At 54.2% G+C, this 18030-nt stretch carries 14 protein-coding genes and 1 pseudogene; 7 read left to right on the top strand and 8 right to left on the bottom strand.

Going from position 1 to position 18030, the window contains the following annotated elements:
* Nucleotides 1-66: 66 nt before the first annotated feature.
* The gene (gene glmS, locus ACLTX1_RS00280) at nucleotides 67-1893 is read left to right on the top strand and encodes a glutamine--fructose-6-phosphate transaminase (isomerizing) (RefSeq protein ID WP_412330314.1); all 1827 of its coding nucleotides are present in this window, start codon (nucleotides 67-69) and stop codon (nucleotides 1891-1893) included.
* A 59-nt stretch (nucleotides 1894-1952) separates the two neighbouring features.
* The gene (guaA, locus tag ACLTX1_RS00275) at nucleotides 1953-3500 is read left to right on the top strand and encodes a glutamine-hydrolyzing GMP synthase (protein WP_412330313.1); all 1548 of its coding nucleotides are present in this window, start codon (nucleotides 1953-1955) and stop codon (nucleotides 3498-3500) included.
* A gap of 159 nt (nucleotides 3501-3659) precedes the next feature.
* On the opposite strand, the gene ACLTX1_RS00270 is transcribed toward guaA, so the two are convergent.
* The 5 genes from ACLTX1_RS00270 to hrcA all read right to left on the bottom strand — a co-directional run bounded on the left by ACLTX1_RS00270 (nucleotide 3660) and on the right by hrcA (nucleotide 9766).
* Nucleotides 3660-4799, bottom strand: coding sequence for a DUF3048 domain-containing protein (locus ACLTX1_RS00270; protein WP_308448741.1), 1140 nt, complete (start codon nucleotides 4797-4799; stop codon nucleotides 3660-3662).
* Between the two features lie 210 nt (nucleotides 4800-5009).
* Nucleotides 5010-6167, bottom strand: coding sequence for a molecular chaperone DnaJ (gene dnaJ / locus ACLTX1_RS00265; RefSeq protein ID WP_308448742.1), 1158 nt, complete (start codon nucleotides 6165-6167; stop codon nucleotides 5010-5012).
* Between the two features lie 84 nt (nucleotides 6168-6251).
* On the bottom strand, nucleotides 6252-8087 hold the full coding sequence (dnaK, locus tag ACLTX1_RS00260) for a molecular chaperone DnaK (RefSeq protein ID WP_176820117.1): 1836 nt from the start codon (nucleotides 8085-8087) through the stop codon (nucleotides 6252-6254).
* Between the two features lie 71 nt (nucleotides 8088-8158).
* Nucleotides 8159-8722 (bottom strand): nucleotide exchange factor GrpE, encoded by a 564-nt coding sequence (gene grpE, locus ACLTX1_RS00255; RefSeq protein WP_176820116.1) that lies wholly within the window; start codon nucleotides 8720-8722, stop codon nucleotides 8159-8161.
* An 18-nt stretch (nucleotides 8723-8740) separates the two neighbouring features.
* Nucleotides 8741-9766 (bottom strand): heat-inducible transcriptional repressor HrcA, encoded by a 1026-nt coding sequence (gene hrcA / locus ACLTX1_RS00250; protein WP_395591632.1) that lies wholly within the window; start codon nucleotides 9764-9766, stop codon nucleotides 8741-8743.
* 376 nt (nucleotides 9767-10142) lie between these two features.
* Here hrcA and ACLTX1_RS00245 point away from each other — a divergent pair, with 376 nt between their 5' ends.
* The 5 genes and pseudogenes from ACLTX1_RS00245 to ACLTX1_RS00225 all read left to right on the top strand — a co-directional run bounded on the left by ACLTX1_RS00245 (nucleotide 10143) and on the right by ACLTX1_RS00225 (nucleotide 14742).
* Nucleotides 10143-10934 (top strand): ATP-binding cassette domain-containing protein, encoded by a 792-nt coding sequence (locus tag ACLTX1_RS00245; protein ID WP_176820114.1) that lies wholly within the window; start codon nucleotides 10143-10145, stop codon nucleotides 10932-10934.
* A gap of 8 nt (nucleotides 10935-10942) precedes the next feature.
* Nucleotides 10943-11752, top strand: coding sequence for an ABC transporter permease (locus tag ACLTX1_RS00240; RefSeq protein WP_412330312.1), 810 nt, complete (start codon nucleotides 10943-10945; stop codon nucleotides 11750-11752).
* A 72-nt stretch (nucleotides 11753-11824) separates the two neighbouring features.
* Nucleotides 11825-12601: pseudogene (locus tag ACLTX1_RS00235) on the top strand (ABC transporter permease).
* Between the two features lie 46 nt (nucleotides 12602-12647).
* Complete coding sequence (locus ACLTX1_RS00230) at nucleotides 12648-13151, top strand: kinase (RefSeq protein WP_412330311.1); 504 nt, start codon at nucleotides 12648-12650, stop codon at nucleotides 13149-13151.
* 295 nt (nucleotides 13152-13446) lie between these two features.
* Nucleotides 13447-14742: an MFS transporter gene (locus ACLTX1_RS00225; RefSeq protein WP_308448747.1), complete on the top strand. Its 1296-nt coding sequence runs from the start codon at nucleotides 13447-13449 to the stop codon at nucleotides 14740-14742.
* Between the two features lie 107 nt (nucleotides 14743-14849).
* On the opposite strand, the gene ACLTX1_RS00220 is transcribed toward ACLTX1_RS00225, so the two are convergent.
* The 3 genes from ACLTX1_RS00220 to ACLTX1_RS00210 all read right to left on the bottom strand — a co-directional run bounded on the left by ACLTX1_RS00220 (nucleotide 14850) and on the right by ACLTX1_RS00210 (nucleotide 17972).
* The gene (locus tag ACLTX1_RS00220; RefSeq protein WP_308448748.1) at nucleotides 14850-15470 is read right to left on the bottom strand and encodes a flavin reductase; all 621 of its coding nucleotides are present in this window, start codon (nucleotides 15468-15470) and stop codon (nucleotides 14850-14852) included.
* A gap of 129 nt (nucleotides 15471-15599) precedes the next feature.
* Nucleotides 15600-16994 carry an MATE family efflux transporter gene (locus tag ACLTX1_RS00215; protein WP_308448749.1) on the bottom strand — a complete coding sequence of 465 codons (1395 nt, stop codon included), beginning with the start codon at nucleotides 16992-16994 and terminating at the stop codon, nucleotides 15600-15602.
* 24 nt (nucleotides 16995-17018) lie between these two features.
* A complete protein-coding gene (locus ACLTX1_RS00210; protein WP_308448750.1) occupies nucleotides 17019-17972 on the bottom strand; it encodes an ROK family glucokinase in 954 nt (317 codons plus the stop codon).
* Nucleotides 17973-18030 lie beyond the last annotated feature (58 nt).

The raw sequence follows: 18030 nt of genomic DNA, 5'->3' as shown, positions 1-18030 counted from the left end.
TTATATTTTCACTGTACAAAGAATAACCAATTTTGAGTTGTAAATTCTGAAAGGATGGTTTAGGATATGTGCGGAATCGTCGGTTATATCGGTAACGATCAAGCAGTACCCGTTCTCTTGCAGGGGTTGGAAAAGTTGGAATACCGCGGATATGACTCCGCAGGTGTAGCAGTCTTCACGGAAGTCGGATTGAAAGTTGTAAAATCGAAAGGCCGGCTGCGCGTGCTGAGCGACCTGTTGGACGGCGGCAAAGCACTGACCGGTACGCTCGGCATCGGCCACACGCGCTGGGCGACGCACGGCGCACCGAGCGATGTGAACTCGCACCCGCAGGTGAGCGAGGGCGGTCGTTTTGCCGTTGTGCATAACGGCATCATCGAGAATTATCTCTACCTCAAGCAGCACCTCATGCGCCGCGGCATACAGTTCGTATCGGAAACCGATACGGAGGTTGTCGCGCAGATGCTCGAATACTACGATAAGGGCGACATTCTGGAGACGATTGAAAAGGTCATCTCCAAGGTGGAGGGCAGCTATGCGCTCGGCATCATCAGTGCCGACCACCCGGACTGCATCTACGCGGTACGCAAGGACAGCCCGCTCATCATCGGCATCGGGCAGGGCGAAAATTTCATCGCGTCCGACATTCCCGCGATCTTATCAAAGACGCGTGAGATCTGCCGCTTAAAAGATAACGAAATTGCAGAGCTCACCCGCGACGGCGTGAAGTTCTATAACGCAGACGGTGAGCCGGTCGAAAAAGAGATTGAGCACATCGAGTGGGATATTGAAGCGGCCGAAAAGGGCGGCTTTGAGCATTTCATGATGAAGGAGATCTTCGAGCAGCCGAAAGCCGTGCGTGATACCATTACACCGCGTATCCGCAACGGGCACATCGTGCTTGATGACATCACCTTGACCGCTGAGGAGCTGCGCCGCTTCACAAAAATCAACATCGTGGCGTGCGGCACGGCGTACCACGTGGGCGTCGTGGCAAAGTACGCGTTTGAAGAACTGCTGCGCATCCCGGTCGAAGTGGATGTTGCATCTGAGTTCCGTTACCGCGACCCGATCCTCAACGAAAACACGCTCATGATCATCATCAGCCAGTCCGGCGAGACCGCCGATACGCTGGCGGCGCTGCGCGAAGCGAAGCGTGCGGGCTGTCGTGTGCTCTCCGTCGTGAACGTTGTCGGCAGCACCATTGCAACCGAATCGGACGACGTGCTGTATACGTGGGCAGGCCCGGAAATCTCCGTCGCGTCCACAAAAGCATACAGCACGCAGCTTGCGGTCATTTATCTTCTGGCGCTGTACATCGGCGAGCAGCTCGGCAAATTCACGCAGGAGCAGCTCAGTGCATACATCGCGGCGCTCGAAAAGCTGCCGGAGCAGATTGACGAAATGCTGAAGCACAAGGAGAATATTCAGTTCTTTGCCTCCAAGTATTTCAACGCGAGCGACATGTACTTCATCGGCCGCAATGTCGATTACGCCGCGTCTCTGGAGGCTTCCCTCAAACTCAAGGAGATTTCCTACATTCACTCCGAGGCCTACGCCGCGGGCGAGCTCAAGCACGGCCCGATCTCCCTCATCGAAGACGGCACGCTTGTCATCGCGCTTGCGACCGACGCCCGCCTCTTTGATAAAATGATGTCGAATATCAAAGAGGTTAAGGCGCGCGGCGCTGTCGTGCTGGGTGTTGCGACGGAAGACAAAAAAGAGATTGCCGGGCAGACGGATATGGTGTTCTACATTCCGAAGACCGCATCGTTTATGCTCCCCTCCCTCTCAGTCATCCCAATGCAGCTGTTTGCGTACTATGTCGCCTCCATGAAGGGCTGCGATATTGATAAGCCGCGCAATCTTGCAAAATCTGTCACAGTGGAGTAAAATAGAATTGTATTCAATCGTTGAACCAACGTTTTAAATTCAGGAAGGCAGGGTGTAATATGCCACAAAACGAAAAAGTGCTCGTAGTGGACTTCGGCGGACAGTATAACCAGCTGGTCGCACGCCGCGTCCGCGAGTGCAATGTATACTGCGAGATCGTGTCCTACCGCGTGGGTCTTGACGCCATTCGCGCACAGAACCCCAAGGGCATCATCTTCACCGGCGGCCCGAACAGCGTTTACGTCGACGGTGCGCCGACCATTGATCCCGCGATTTTCGATCTCGGTATCCCCGTGCTCGGACTTTGCTACGGCTTCCAGCTCATGACGCATCTGCTCGGCGGTCATGTCTGCAAGGCGCCGGAGCGTGAATACGGCAAAACGCTGGTTCACGTCGATACCAAGTCCAAGGTCTTTGAGAACGTCAGCCCGGAGACCATTTGCTGGATGAGCCACAACGACTACGCCGAGACCGCGCCCACAGGCTTCACAATCTCCGCGTATACCGATAACTGTCCGGTCGCCGCCATCGAGCTGCCGGAAAAGAACCTCTACGGCTTCCAGTTCCATCCGGAAGTGCTCCACACGCCGGAAGGCAAGACGATGCTGCACAACTTTGTCTACAACGTCTGCGGCTGCAAGGGCGACTGGAAAATGGGCTCCTTCGTCGAGACGAGCGTCAAGGCGCTGCGTGAGAAGATTGGCGACGGCAAAGTGCTGTGCGCCCTTTCCGGCGGTGTTGATTCCTCCGTTGCGGCAGCCATGCTCTCTAAAGCCGTCGGCAAGCAGCTCACCTGCGTATTCGTCGACCACGGCCTGCTGCGCAAGAACGAGATGGAAGAAGTCTGCGAGGTCTTCGGCCCGAACGGCCAGTTCGAGCTCAATTTCGTCTGCGTCAACGCTCGCCAGCGCTTCTACGATAAGCTCGCCGGCGTATCCGAACCGGAGAAAAAGCGCAAGATCATCGGCGAAGAGTTCATCCGCGTCTTTGAAGAAGAAGCAAAGAAGATTGGCACCGTCGATTTCCTCGCGCAGGGCACCATCTACCCCGACGTCGTGGAAAGCGGCCTCGGCGGCGAAAGCACCGTCATCAAGTCGCACCACAATGTAGGCGGTCTGCCGGATTACGTCGATTTCAAGGAGATCGTCGAGCCGCTGCGTGACCTCTTTAAGGACGAGACACGCCAGGCCGGACGTGAGCTGGGTCTGCCGGAATACCTCGTCAGCCGCCAGCCGTTCCCCGGCCCCGGCCTTGCCATCCGCATCATCGGCGAAGTCACGCCGGATAAGGTCAAGATGGTGCAGGAAGCCGACGCCATCTGGCGCGAGGAGATCGCAAAAGCCGGTCTCGATAAGAGCATCAGCCAGTACTACGCCGCGCTGACCAACATGCGCAGTGTGGGCGTTATGGGCGATGAGCGCACCTACGACTATGCCGTGGCCTTGCGCGCCGTGACCACCACCGATTTCATGACGGCCGAAGCCGCCGAGATTCCGTGGAGCCTGCTCCAAACCGTCACCAGCCGCATCGTCAACGAGGTCCAGCACGTCAACCGCGTCCTCTACGACTGCACCGGCAAACCCCCGGCAACGATCGAATTTGAGTAATACCCGAAAGGTCAAAAAGCCTTGAAAAAGCTGGACTTTTGTGCCCGGGAATTGCTCCGTGACAACAAAATGGCAACATTTTAGATTATCCAAGAATAAAGAGCTATCTGATTTCTGTTAGAGAAGTCAGATAGCTCTTTTTGTCTGTTTTCTTAACTTTTACCCTTCAACCTTGCAGTTTCCCGCATAGGTGAACGCAATGTAGGACTTACCGCGATTGAGCTGCAACTCGTTGCCGTTCGCATCAAAGAACTTCAGCGGGTCATACATACCGGCCTTAGACCAAGTAATCGGCACCATTTTGCCCTCGGAAATATAGTAGCCCTTTGCATTTTCGCCGCCTTCCCAATCCACATACTTGATCACTTCGTCACCGGGATATGGCTTGATCTCCGTCTCAAGAACGATCACATTTTCAAACTTGAGCTGTTCTTTGGAAATGCCGTCCATATGCGGGCTATCTTTAAAGTTCTTGAGGTATTCATGATTTTCTTCATCATAAGTAAAAACACTGTAATTTGCACCGAAATCCACACGCACCTTTTGGGCATCTTCGCCGTTCGGTACGGCATTTTTATCCATTTCAACAAAATTAAAAGCTGTACCTGTTTTGTCCTCTTTTAAATCGGTGCGCACTTTATCTTTTTCCAAAACACTCGGGAAATTCGGCCCATGAAATACACCGGTGTGTTCCCACGCATAACCGCTTTCATAACGCGCCTTATCTCTGCCGAAGCAATCACCGAGGCCATATTCATCGCCGTCATACTGATCGATATCCATGCTGTTGACTGTAGGGCGCGCAACAGACTCATTCATGCCCCAGTTTACATAAATTGCATCAAAACCAACTGCCAAAATCGGATAATAGTATCGGCAGCTGCGAATGGAACAAACCTCGGGAATTTGGGTATAATCCCCATAAACGGCCATCAAACGGGTCAGGTCGTATTCCACCGGTAACTCAAAAACAAGATCTGCGGCGGAGATGCCATATTGCGGCAGGGCAGCGTCTACGTTATTCACCATTACGGCGACAGGACGTTTGCCGATGGCGCCGTCCGTCAAGGTCGGCAGGCCGGTGAGCAGGTTCACATTCGCCGGTTCCGCGGAAGGTGCTTCCGTGGGTGCTGCGGTGCTCTCTGCTGCGGAAGATTCCGCCTCTGCCGTCGGAGCAGCCGTGGCAGTCGCTTCCGGCTCGCTTGCGGCGCTCTCCTCCGTCGGTTTTGATCCGCAGCCCGCGAACACAGTCAGGCTGAGCAGCAAGGCGCTGCACAGCGCAAATATTCTCTTTTTCAATTTTATCAACCTCCATTTGTTGATTTCTGCTATTTATTATAGTCCAAAGCGCACCGGATTGCAACAAAAAATGCACGAAAATTGTCAGGCAGCGCCAAAATGTCGATACCAAGCTGTACAACGAGCGCAAAGTTGAAAATGTAAAGAGCTTATATAGCAAAATATCCCCCGCTCTGTACAGAACGGAGGATACTTTAAACTTTCATGTGTTTAGTCTTCAAACAGGTCTTTGATCTTGCCGAAGAAGCTTTTACGCTTCTGATAGTTCTTTTCGTCGGCATTCTGTTCAAATTCCTGCAAAAGCTCTTTTTGGCGCTTGCTCAGGTTTTTCGGCACTTCAACGGTTACGCGCACGTACTGGTCGCCGCGTCCTCTGCCGTTGATGCTCTGAATACCCTTGCCCTTGAGCTTGAACACGTCGCCCGGCTGCGTGCCCTCGTGTACGGTGTAGCTCACCTTACCGTCGAGCGTCGGCACCGTGACTTCCGCGCCGAGTGCAGCCTGCGTGAACGTGATTGGCATATCGCACCAAACGTCGTTGCCGCGGCGCGTGAAAATGGCATGCGGACGAACTGTAATGTATACGTGCAGGTCGCCGTTCGGACCGCCGTTGGAACCGGCATTGCCCTTGCCGCCGACATTCAGAATCTGATCGTCATCGATACCCGCCGGAACGGAAATCTCGATCGTCTTCTGGCGGCGGATCTTACCCTTGCCGTCGCACGTTTTGCACGGGGTATCGACAATCTGGCCTCTGCCGTGGCAGCGGTCGCACGTGCTTGTGGACTGCACCACGCCGAACGGTGTGCGCTGGTTGATGCGCACCTGGCCGGAGCCGCCGCAGTTCGGGCAGGTCTTGGGGCTTGTGCCCTTAGCCGCGCCGGAGCCGTTGCAATCCGGGCAATTTTCGATCTGGTGGTAGGTCACATTTTTCTTGCAGCCCTTTGCCGCTTCCTCAAACGAAAGGGTGACGCTTGCCTCTACGTCACTGCCGCGGCGCGGTGCGTTCGGGTTCGCACGGCGTCCGCCGCCCCCGAAACCGCCACCGAAGAAGCTGTCGAAAATATCGGTAAAATCAAAACCGCCTGCGCCGCCGGCATACGGATTTCCGCCGCCCGCGCCGCCGCCGAAGTTCGGGTCTACGCCCGCAAAGCCGAACTGGTCGTAGCGCACCTTCTTGTCTTTATCAGAAAGTACCTCATACGCTTCGTTGACTTCCTTAAACTTCGCTTCCGCATTTTTATCTCCGGGATTCAAGTCCGGGTGGTATTGCTTTGCAAGCTTGCGGTACGCCTTTTTAATCACATCGTCTGATGCGCTCTTATCGACCCCAAGCACTTCATAATAATCTCTTTTGTTGTCCGCCATCCGCTGTCATCTCCTCGCAAACTCCAAAAGGCAAGGGACGCCTTTCGGCTCCCCTTGCACTTTTGAACGTGTCATTTATAAAACTTAATCGACGTCCTTGTAGTCTGCGTCGTAAACGTCACCGTTCGGGTTCTGGCCGCCCTGCTGCGGGTTTGCGCCCGGGGCTGCCTGCTCGCCCTGCTGCGGTGCACTTGCCTTATACAGCTTCTCACTAACCGCGTAAATCGCCTTCTGCAGCTCATCCATGCCGGACTTGATCTCCTCGACCGTGCCGTTCTGCATGGTGGTCTTCAGAGCTGCAACCTTGTTGTTCACTTCGGTCTTGTCCGCCTCTTCCAGCTTGTCGCCGCTCTCGTTTACGAGCTTCTCCGCCTGGTAGCAGAGGTTCTCTGCGTTGTTCTTCGTCTCAACCTCTTCACGGCGCTTCTTGTCTTCCTCTGCAAACTGCTCAGCCGCCTTAACAGCCTTATCGATGTCTTCCTTGCTCATGTTGGAGGAAGAAGAAATCGTGATGTGCTGTTCCTTACCGGTACCGAGATCCTTAGCGGAAACATTTACGATGCCGTTTGCGTCGATGTCAAATGTAACTTCAATCTGGGGGATGCCGCGCGGAGCCGGAGCGATGCCGTCGAGCTTAAAGAGACCCAGCTGCTTGTTATCGCGTGCAAATTCACGCTCGCCCTGCAGAACGTTGACCTCAACCTGCGTCTGACCATCAGCCGCCGTGGAGAAAATCTGGCTCTTCTTGGTCGGGATAGTGGTGTTTCTGTCGATGATCTTCGTCATCACACCGCCCATGGTCTCAACACCGAGAGAAAGCGGAGTAACGTCAAGCAACAGCAAGCCCTGAACTTCGCCGCCGAGAACGCCTGCCTGAAGTGCGGCGCCGATTGCAACGCATTCGTCCGGGTTGATGCCCTTGAACGGCTCTTTGCCGATAAGCTTCTTAACTGCTTCCTGAACAGCCGGAATTCTGGAGGAACCGCCGACCATGAGAACCTTGTTGATCTCACCGATGGAGAGGCCGGAGTCGCTCAGTGCTTGACGAACCGGGCCCATGGTCTTCTCAACGAGGTCTGCGGTGAGCTCGTTGAACTTTGCTCTGGAGAGCGTGAGGTCAAGGTGCTTCGGGCCGGTCGCATCCGCCGTGATGAACGGCAGGTTGATGGAAGCGCTCGTCATGCCGGAAAGCTCGATTTTTGCCTTCTCTGCCGCTTCCTTAATACGCTGCATAGCCATCTTATCGCCGGAAAGGTCGATGCCGTCGGAAACCTTGAAGCTGTTGATGATCCAATCCATGACGCGCTTATCAAAGTCGTCGCCGCCAAGGCGGTTATTGCCGGCCGTAGCCAGAACCTCCTGTACGCCGTCGCCCATCTCAATGATGGAAACATCGAACGTACCGCCGCCGAGGTCATAAACCATGATCTTCTGGTCGTCTTCCTTATCGATACCGTAGGACAGTGCTGCTGCCGTCGGCTCGTTGATGATACGCTTTACATCGAGGCCCGCGATCTTGCCTGCGTCCTTCGTTGCCTGACGCTGTGCGTCCGTGAAGTACGCCGGAACGGTGATAACTGCGCTCGTAACGCTCTCGCCGAGGTAAGCTTCCGCGTCGCCCTTCAGCTTCTGGAGGATCATTGCGGAGATTTCCTGCGGGGTGTAGCTCTTACCGTCGATCGTCACCTTGTGATCTGTGCCCATCTCTCTCTTAATAGAGGAGATCGTGCGGTCCGGGTTCGTAATCGCCTGACGCTTTGCGACCTGACCGACCATGCGCTCGCCTGTCTTGGAGAATGCCACGACAGACGGGGTGGTTCTTGCGCCTTCTGCGTTTGCGATAACGACCGGCTCGCCGCCTTCAATAACCGCTACGCAAGAGTTTGTTGTACCAAGGTCAATACCAATTGTCTTTGCCATATCAATTACCTTCCTTTAACTCAAATGAGTGTGTGAATTCTGAATTACTATATAAATGGATATTTGCTGATTTAGTTTGCTACCTGTACCATGGCGTGTCTTACGACCTTATCGCCCAGCATGTAGCCCTTCTGGAACACCGCCGAAATGACGTTTTCGCCAAGCTCGTCGCTTTCAATGTGCGCCACCGCGTTGTGCAGCGCCGGGTCAAACGGCTCGCCAACCTGACCGACTTCTCGGATGCCAAGCTTTTCAAAGCTCGCCTTAAATTGGTTTGCAATCATCTCAACGCCTTTTTTCATATCCTCTGCGGAGACATTTTCCTGTGCCAGTGCACGGTCGATATTATCGGCCACCGGCAAAATCGCGTTGATTGTATCGGAAACGGCGTTATTGTAAACGGCGTTCTTTTCGTTTGCGGAACGCTTGCGGAAGTTATCGTACTCGGCAAGCACGCGCAGGTGCTGCTGCTTGTGGCTGTCGAACTCCGCCTGCAAGCGGTCGTAATCCTCTTTCGGAATCTTCTCGCTCTTCTTTTTCTTTTTCTCCTTTTCCGCAGCCTTTGCAGATTCCTCTGCCGGCTCGGTATTCGCTTCCTGCTCGGGTTCCTGAACAGGCTTCTTTTCCTCTGCCATCTGGCAACGCTCCTTTCTCTATTCTTCCCGCATGATGCGCGTAAGCATTTCGCCTACACGATCTGCGACATATGCTGTTTGTGCCGCGACGTGTGCGTACTGCATCCGCATCGGGCCGATCACGGCGACCGCGCCGGCATCTCTGCCGTTCACGCTGTACCGTGAGCAAATGACCGACGATTCCGCCAAGGCGTTCTGCCCGGTCTCTGTGCCGATCTTGATCTGTGTGCGGTTCTGCTTGCCTGCGAGAAGTTCTGTCAAAAGCTCCCGTCTTTCCAGAATATCCATCACCCGGCGTGCACCGCCAAGCTTGTATTCCGGGTAGAACAGCAGGTTCATCTGACCGCTTACGGAAATTTCCGTCTGCATCGTTTCAAGCGCCACTTCCAAAAGCGCCGCCAGCGCCGGCGACATCAAAATTGCCATATCACCCAGCGAGATCGCAAGGTTTTGCACAAATGCCCGGTTGATCTCCGCCACGTCGCGCCCTGTCACGCGCTCGTTGAGCACGCGGAAGAAAATGCGCATAATCTCGTTTGAAAGATCAAAGTCGCAGTGAAACACCTTGTTTTTCATGGTACCTGCGCTGCTCATCATAATGAGCATTGCGGTGCGGCGGCTCGTCTGCACGAACTGCACCGCCTTAATCTTTGCATCCGCGCCGCTCGGCGTGGTGCTCAACGCAAGGTACCGTGTAGAAGCCGCCAGCGTTTTCGCCGCGCCACGCAATAATCGTTCCGGGTCAAACGCGCTCTTTGCAAGCATCGCGTCTATCGTAAGCTTTTCGGCTTCCGTTAACGTTTCCGGCTGCATCAGCGCATCTACGAACTCGCGGTAGCCCTCCTGTGAAGGCACACGCCCCGCGGAGGTGTGCGGCTGTTCCAAAAGCCCCAGCTCCGTAAGCTCTGCCATCTCGTTGCGCACCGTTGCGGAAGAAACACCTGCTTTTTCCGCAATGGACTTGGAGCCCACCGGCTCGCCCGTGCGAATGTATCCGTCTACGATCGAGGCAAGTATATTTTGTTTGCGTTTTGTCAGTTCCATACTTGCACCTCTCAGGTTTTAGCACTCTATGTTCCCGAGTGCTAACCCTTGTCTATACTATACTGCAAAGGTCAGGAAATGTCAACACCAAAATTTGTAAATACTTTGTGAATGTGCGAATTCTTCCCGGTCGGCATCCGTTTTGAAGCTTCTTTTAGCATTTCCGGCTCCACAGTGCCAAATTCCTGTTTATATGTAAAGATACCGAAAAAAGTGTCTTCGCCATAACTTCACTTTTTGTAATAGGATTTTAGGATTTTTTGTGCAAATTATTGACATTTTATGAAAATTATATTAAACTGATAGCCCGTGTTTCAGTTTCTGTGTTCGCATTAGCCCGAAAGTCCGTACCGTTAACGGAAAAGAGGAGTAAACTATGATTCAGGCAGAGCATTTACAAAAGACCTTCCGCGTGCGAAAACGAAACGCAGGCTTTAAAAACGCCGCAAAAGCATTTTTCAGCCGCGAGTACGAAGAAATTCACGCCCTAAACGATGTTTCCTTCCGTATTGAAGACGGCGAGGCCGTGGGCTATATTGGCCCAAACGGTGCCGGAAAAAGCAGCACCATCAAAATTCTCTCCGGCATTTTAACGCCGGACAGCGGCACCTGCGTCATCGACGGGCGCGTGCCGTGGAAAGACCGCCGCGCGCATGTTTCGCAGATCGGCGTTGTGTTCGGGCAGCGCAGTCAATTATGGTGGGACGTGCCCGTCATTGATTCATTCGAGCTTATCCGCGACATTTACGCCGTGACCGAAGATGTTTACAAGCGAAATTTACGGGATTTAACCGACCTTCTGAATTTATCGGAGCTCTTAAAGACCCCGGCGCGCAGCCTGTCGCTCGGGCAGCGTATGCGGTGCGAGATCGCCGCCTCCCTGCTGCACGACCCGCGCATCTTGTTTTTGGATGAACCTACCATCGGGCTCGACGCGGTATCGAAGATCGCCGTGCGCGAATTCGTGCTTGATATGAACAAGCGCCGCGGCACCACGGTCATTTTAACGACGCACGACATGCAGGACGTGGAAGCCTTGGCGCAGCGCGTCCTGCTCATCGGCAAAGGGCGCATTTTATTAGACGGCACACTCGACGACATTCGGCGCGGCGGCAGCGGGCAGATTGACGAAACGCTCGCGGCGCTCTACAAACAGTTTGATATTTGAGGTGCGCCGTGAAACTTAAAAAATACATTTCGTTTTTCCGCCTGCGCTGTGTGACGGGCTTGCAGTACCGCGCAGCGGCATTGGCAGGCATCTCCACGCAATTTGCGTGGGGCTTTTTGATCATCTTCGCCTACCACGCGTTTTACCGCAGCGACCCCACCGCTTTTCCGATGACCTTGCAGGCGGCCGTCAACTACACATGGATACAGCAGGCGTTTTTAGCTATGTTCGCCTCATGGGTCTTGGACGGCGACATTTTGGAGGAAATCACCTCCGGCAGCATCTCGTATTCGCTGTGCCGCCCCGTCGACCTCTACGCCATGTGGTACACGAAATCTCTCTCCGGTCGTATTTCCAAGGTTGCATTGCGCGCCATGCCAATCTTAGTCGTTGCGGCGCTTCTGCCCGTAGGCTATAACTTGACCGCGCCCACAGATTTACCCACATTCTTTCTATTTTTGCTCACCATGGTGCTGGGCGCATTGAACAGCACGGCGTTCACGCTGCTCATCTATGTCCTCACCATGTACACCCTTTCTTCCACCGGGTTGCGCTCCCTGCTGCTCACACTGGCAGATTTTCTCTGCGGCGGCGTAGTGCCGCTGCCGTTCTTCCCGCCTACGCTGCGCAGAATCTGCGAGCTGACCCCCTTCGCTGCCACAAGCAACGTGCCGTACCGCGTGTACAGCGGCGATATTGCCGGCACGAACGCCGCTTTCGCCGTAGGCTTACAAATCTTCTGGCTGCTCGTCCTGGTGCTCGGCGGTCACACCCTCATGAAAAATGCGCTGAAGCGGGTAGTGATTCAGGGAGGATAAACGGAACGACAAGTCGTTCCGCTGCCCGGCAAATCGTTCGTGTTTTACAGTATACAAAGAAAGGGGTCATCTATGAAACTATACTTTGAATTTCTGTCTATCCACATCAAGAAAGCAATGCAGTACAAGGCTTCGTTCTTGCTTTCCGTACTGGCGCAGCTATTTATACCGCTCACATGCTTTTGGGGCGTGCAGTTCATGTTCATGCGATTTAAGCAGGTGGACGGCTTCACGTACACCGAGGTTTCGCTCTGCTACGCCATCGTGCTGTTATCCTTCTCGCTCGCGGAGCTGTTCTTCCGTGGGTTTGATACGTTTGACCGCATGATCGGGGACGGCGAGTTCGACCGCGTTCTGGTGCGCCCGCGCAACGAGGTTTTCCTCGTCCTGTGCAGCCGCATGGATTTAGAGCGCTTCGGCAAGGGCATTATGGCGATTTTCCTGCTGATCTGGGCGCTTCAAAACTGCCCAATCGATTAGTGCGCCGCGCGCGTTATGACGCTCATTTTCATGATTTTAGGCGGCATCGTGCTTTTTGCAGGCGTGTATTTGATCTTCGCCGGGCTATGCTTTTTCACATTAGAGGGACTCGAGTTCATCAATATTTTAACAAACGGTATGCGCGAGCACGGGCGCTACCCGCTTTCCATCTACGGCAAAGGCGTACTGACGTTTTGCACCTACATCGTGCCCTATGCGCTCGTGCAGTATTACCCGCTGATGTACCTCATCGGCCGCCACAACGACGCCCGCGCGATGCTTTTGCCCGTCATCGCCTGCGTGTTTATTATCCCGTGCTATCTCTTTTGGAAATTCGGCGTGCGCCATTACCGCTCTACGGGGTCGTAAAGGCGCAAGCTGTCATAATCATAAAGCAATTTAAAAGGAGCACCCCATGAAAAAACTCATCACCCTGCGCGGCAACAGCGGCAGCGGCAAAACGACCATCGCAAGAGCTTTACAGGAAAAGTTCGGCAAAAACACCATGCTGCTGTCCCAAGATGTCATCCGCCGCGACATCTTAAAGACGAACGACGGTGCGGGCACCCGCGCAAACGACGTGCTCATCATGCTGCTTGAGTACGGCCACGCGCACAACGAGCTCGTCATTTTAGAAGGCATTTTGAACAGCCGATGGTACACCCCGCTTTTCGATGCCGCAAAAGCGCTCTACGGCGAAAACATCTGCGCGTACTATTTTGACCTCCCGTTTGAGGAGACGCTCCGCCGCCACCAAACGAAGGACAAGCGCACGGAGTTCGGCGAAAAGGAAATGCGCAGATGGTGGAACGAAAAGGACTACGCCCCCGCATTAAACGAGCAGACCCTCACGCCCGACATGATGCAGAACGAGATCATCGACCGCATCTGCGCCGATTTAGAGCGCCTCGATACATAAACCATACATATAAATTCGAAAAGAGCGAGGTTCCCCCCGCTCTTTTTGTATATATTGTATTATATTCTGCCCGAATTTCTATCGATGCAAAAATAATTTTATAGCATTTTGTTCGTATCTATGATAAAATAGACACAGTGATAATTTTTGTAAAGCTTAAAGAGGCACAACGGACAAAGAGGAGTGCATAATTTTCCTCCCCTTTACAAACCGACATCACGGATTTAACAGGGCGGCGCTACAATGTAAGACCGAAAGCACGCACCTGATTTTAAAAAGAAAGTAAGGTCTTCACATGAAATCAATTTTTCACGCACTCAACCGGCTCAAGGTCTTCCGCGGGCTGACGGAACAGGAATTCGCATGGGTGCTCTACGACGTGGGCAACTCCGCGTTCACCATGCTCTCCTGCTCGCTCATCCCTATCTGGTTCAAGAGTCTCGCCATCGGCACTGCGCCGGGACAGATCAACTCGCATCAGGCAACGGCGTATTATTCCATCGCCGTGGCGGTCGTCACCGTTGTCGTGGCGCTTTTAGGGCCGATCTTCGGCGTGCTCGCCGACCACAAAGATAAGAAAAAGGTGCTGTTCACCACCGCGGCAGCGCTCGGCATTTTCGGCTGCATTTTAAACGGCTTCATCACCGGCTGGCTGCTGTTCCTCATCCTTTTTGTGTTCACGAAGATTTGTTACAGTGCGTCGCTGACCATCTATGATTCCATGCTGAACGACATCACCAGCGAAGAACGCATGGACGAGGTTTCGTCCTACGGCTTTGCATGGGGATACATCGGCTCGTGCATCCCGTTTCTCATCGCGCTCATCGCCTATGTGCTTGGGCCCGATATGGTCGGCGTGCTGCCGGATATGCTCTCTAAAGGCATCGGCTTCACGGTGACTGCCGTGTGGTGGCTGCTCGTCACCATTCCTCTCATTCGCGGCTTTAAGCAGCGCAACTATGTGGAAACCGAGGGGCATGATATCCGCAAGGCGTTCGCGGAAATCTTCCACACCCTCAAAAACATCGCGACGCACGACAAAAAGGTGCTGTTCTTCCTCATCGCATTCTTCCTGTACATAGACGGCGTGGGCACCATCATCGATAACGCCATCAATATCGGCACAGACCTGAACCTCAACACGGTCGGTCAGGTCGTCTTCCTGCTCGCAACGCAGGTCGTTGCGTTTGGAGGCTCGCTCGTCTTCGCAAAGCTCTCGAAAAAATACAACACCGTCACGCTCATTCTCGTTTGTATTGCGGGCTATTTCGGCATCGCGCTGTACGCGCTCATGCTCAGCAGTCTCCTGCACTTCGCGATTCTGGCGTTCTTCATCGGCTGCTTCCAGGGCTCCATCCAGTCGCTCTCGCGCTCGTATTACTCCAAGATCATCCCGGCGGAAAACTCCGGCGAATACTTCGGTATCTACGATATTTTCTCAAAAGGCGCGTCCTTCCTCGGCTCTGCGGTCATCGCAGCCGTAAAGCTTGCAGGCGGCACCATCAACGTGGCGGTGGCATGTCTCGCAGTGTTCTTTGCGCTCGGCTTCCTCTTCCTGCGCATTGCAGATAAGCAAAAAGCCATTCGGTAAGGAAACACCGGGCTTTACACCGTTCGCTCTTCACACCCGTGAAATATCGCTGTAAATCTTAATAGGACATGCAAAAAGGAACGGCGTACAAACCGTTCCTTTTTCCTTTACTCTTCATAAACCGGCTCAAAATCATCCGTTCCGTGCCCGCACAACGGACATGCGTAGTCCTCCGGCAGTGCGCTGCCCTCATACACATACCCGCAAATTTTGCACCGCCAGCCGACGATCTTCTGCTCTCGCTCGACCTTCTCCGACTTCGGCTTCAGCTTATTCTGGTAATCCGCATAGGTCAGCGGAGCGCGGTCGCTGCACACCTCGGCTTCCGTCACCTCTGCAATGAACAGCGTATGCGTGCCGAGGTCAACACTGTGCGTCACCTTGCCGCTGAACCGCGCGCAGGTGCTCCAGTTCAGATACGGTACGCCACTTTCGTCTGTCGGCATCGGCAGGCTGTCCAGCTTATCGACGTCGCGACCGCTCTGCATACCGAAGTGCTTAATGGTCTCAAACGAACAGCTGTCATCCAACGCGCTCAACGTAAACCGCCCGCTTTCCTTAATAAGCGCGCAGGTGTAATTCGTATTCAGCACAGAAACCGCCACGCGCACAGGGCTCCCCGCGACCTGCACGCCGGTATTCACAATGCAGGCGTTCGCCTTTTCCCCCGCTTTTGTCGCCAACAAAAACACGCCGTATGTCAAATTATAAAACGCTTTGTTATTCATTTTGCTCCTCCTATCAAAATAATAATAATAATTACTATTTTCATAATAACGGATAGAAAGCAAAAAGTCAAGCGTTATTTTCGGTGTATGCAAAAAGGAACGGTGTACAAACCGTTCCTTTTTCAAATCTTATTTCACGCTTTCCGAATCGCTCACATACGGTGCGGCATGTTCTCTTTCGAGCCTGCGGAACATTCGCACAAGCACGACAACGGCGATGGTACCGAGGATCAGCTCTGCGACGAACTGCGCATACGCAAGGCCGTACAGCGGGAACAGCCAATTCAGCACAAACAACGCGGGAATCTCCAGCACGATCTTACGCACAACAGCGAATATGAACGATTTCATACCCATACCGCACGACTGGAACACGCCCAGCGCGAGGAAATCGATGCACAAGAATGGCAGCGCAAAGCAGAAGCCACGCAGGAACGCCGCGCCGTACGCGACGATGCTCTCGTTCTTCATGAACATAGAGATGATCGGCTCCGCCGCAACCACGAACGTCAGCATCACGGCCAGAATAAAGCCAAGCGAAATTTTCGCCGTAAATGTAAACGTTTTTTTCATGCGCTTGATATTGCCGCTCGCGTAGTTATAACTGATCAGCGGCATAATGCCCTGCGAAAAGCCCATTGCAATCTGGAACGGCACCATGTTGACGCGCTGCGCGATGCCCATAGCCGCCACCGGGTCAGAGCCATACGCGGACGTAAAGTTGTTAAGAATGGTCATGCCGGTCACATTCAAAAGGTTCTGGATGGAAGCCGGGATGCCCACGCCGCACACGCCCTTGACAATCTGTTTCGATGGGCGGAACATGGAGGGCTTGATGCACACGTATGTCTTGCCGCGCTTCACGAACAGCAGCACGAAGAAGTAGAGGCATGCAACCGTGTTGGAAAGGCAGGTCGCGCAGCCCGCGCCCGCTGCGCCGAGGTTCAGGCCCCACGGCAGAATGAAAATCGGGTCCAGCACAATGTTCAGCAGGCAGCCGCACATGGTGCCGATGCTCGCGTGCAGCGAAGAGCCCTCCGCGCGCACAAGGTACGCCAGCACGACGTTCAAAATGGACGGCGCGGAGCCGAGCAGCACAGTCCAGAACAAATAATCCGCCGTTGCCTGTATCGTTTCGGCATTCGCGCCGAGCATCACCAAGATCGGCGACTGCAATACGCCGTACAGCAAAGAAAACAGCAGGCTGCAAATCAAAGACGCGTAAAATCCGAACGCCGAGCTGCGGTACACGGTATCGTAGTCTTTACGTCCGAGTGCGCGGCTCATCATGCTGGAGCTGCCGATGCCGAACAGGTTGTTGACGGCATTGAACGCCAACAGAAGCGGTGCCGCCAGCGTAACAGCGGCGTTCTGCACCGGGTCGTTCATCATACCGACAAAGAACGTATCGGCAAGGCTGTAAATGACCATCACAAGCGAGCTGATGACCGACGGCACCGAAAGCGTTACGACCGCCTTCGGGATCGGCATCGATTCAAACAGCTCCGTTTTGGAATTATCCATTTCTCCCTATCCTTTCCGTTCTTATCACGCAAGGCTGTCCAAAAGCAGCTTGCAGCAGCCGTAAATGCCGGCGTCGTTGCCGAGCACGGCCAAGTTGAACCGAACGTCGGTGTTCGGGTAAAATACGTATTTCAAGAAGCCTTTCTTCACGCCTTCTACGAGCATCTCGCCCGCTTTCGAGACACCGCCGCCGATGACGACGACCTCGGGATCTGCCACCGTGCACACGGCAGAGATGGTGTAGCCGAACGCATCGTACACATTCTCTAAGATTGCGTTTGCAGCGCTGTCTCCGTTTTTAGCGGCATCGAACACGTCTTTTGTTGTGAGCTTCTCGACACTCCGCAAAGCGCTTTCTCCCTCGTGTTCGGCAAGGTATTTTCGTGCCAGTCTCGCAATGCCCGAAGCCGAAACGTACTGCTGCACGCAGCCGCGGCGGCCGCACGCGCACGTCTCCGTCTCCGCGGGGTTGATCGTCATGTGGCCGAACTCACCCGCCGCGCCGTTTGCGCCTGCCACCATGCGTCCATCCGAAATGACCGCGCCGCCGACACCCGTGCCGAGCGTGATGAATACCACGTTCTCGCTGCCACGGCCGCCGCCTTTCCAGGCTTCACCCATCGCCGCAGCATTCGCGTCGTTCACGACCACAACCGGCAGCCCTACGGTCTCTTCCAGCGCCGTGCGCACATCAAATACGCCCCAGCCGAGGTTCACGCAGCGGTGCACCACACCGTCCGCCGTCACCGGCCCGGGGATGCCCGCGCCCACGCCCAAAATGCCGTCTGCGGGAATGTTGTGCTTTTCTCTGCACTTTTGAATTTCCGCCGCAATATCACGCAGCACCGCCGTGCCGTCGCCCTCAATCACGGTCGGAATCTCCCACTTTTCAAGCAAAGTGCCGTCTTCCTCAAATAAACCAAGCTTCACCGTCGTGCCGCCGATGTCAGCGCCGATGACATACTTTTTGTTTTCCATCTTATAACTCCTCTCCGCGCGCGGTTTCCCACGCGTTTAATACGCATCTGTATAAATT

It is taken from the genome of Hominenteromicrobium sp., from assembly GCF_046974225.1.
Lineage (GTDB): Bacteria > Bacillota > Clostridia > Oscillospirales > Acutalibacteraceae > Hominenteromicrobium > Hominenteromicrobium mulieris.
Note: the sequence above shows the minus strand (reverse complement) of the source record. Positions and strands in the feature narration are given on the sequence as shown.

Coding starts and splice junctions, on each gene's coding strand:
- glmS (WP_412330314.1), top strand. CDS start 67: ATGTGCGGAATCGTCGGTTATATCGGTAACGATCAAGCAGTACCCGTT.
- grpE (WP_176820116.1), bottom strand. CDS start 8,722: ATGGCAGAGGAAAAGAAGCCTGTTCAGGAACCCGAGCAGGAAGCGAAT.
- hrcA (WP_395591632.1), bottom strand. CDS start 9,766: ATGGAACTGACAAAACGCAAACAAAATATACTTGCCTCGATCGTAGAC.
- ACLTX1_RS00230 (WP_412330311.1), top strand. CDS start 12,648: ATGAAAAAACTCATCACCCTGCGCGGCAACAGCGGCAGCGGCAAAACG.
- guaA (WP_412330313.1), top strand. CDS start 1,953: ATGCCACAAAACGAAAAAGTGCTCGTAGTGGACTTCGGCGGACAGTAT.
- ACLTX1_RS00245 (WP_176820114.1), top strand. CDS start 10,143: ATGATTCAGGCAGAGCATTTACAAAAGACCTTCCGCGTGCGAAAACGA.
- dnaJ (WP_308448742.1), bottom strand. CDS start 6,167: ATGGCGGACAACAAAAGAGATTATTATGAAGTGCTTGGGGTCGATAAG.
- ACLTX1_RS00220 (WP_308448748.1), bottom strand. CDS start 15,470: ATGAATAACAAAGCGTTTTATAATTTGACATACGGCGTGTTTTTGTTG.
- dnaK (WP_176820117.1), bottom strand. CDS start 8,087: ATGGCAAAGACAATTGGTATTGACCTTGGTACAACAAACTCTTGCGTA.
- ACLTX1_RS00210 (WP_308448750.1), bottom strand. CDS start 17,972: ATGGAAAACAAAAAGTATGTCATCGGCGCTGACATCGGCGGCACGACG.
- ACLTX1_RS00215 (WP_308448749.1), bottom strand. CDS start 16,994: ATGGATAATTCCAAAACGGAGCTGTTTGAATCGATGCCGATCCCGAAG.
- ACLTX1_RS00225 (WP_308448747.1), top strand. CDS start 13,447: ATGAAATCAATTTTTCACGCACTCAACCGGCTCAAGGTCTTCCGCGGG.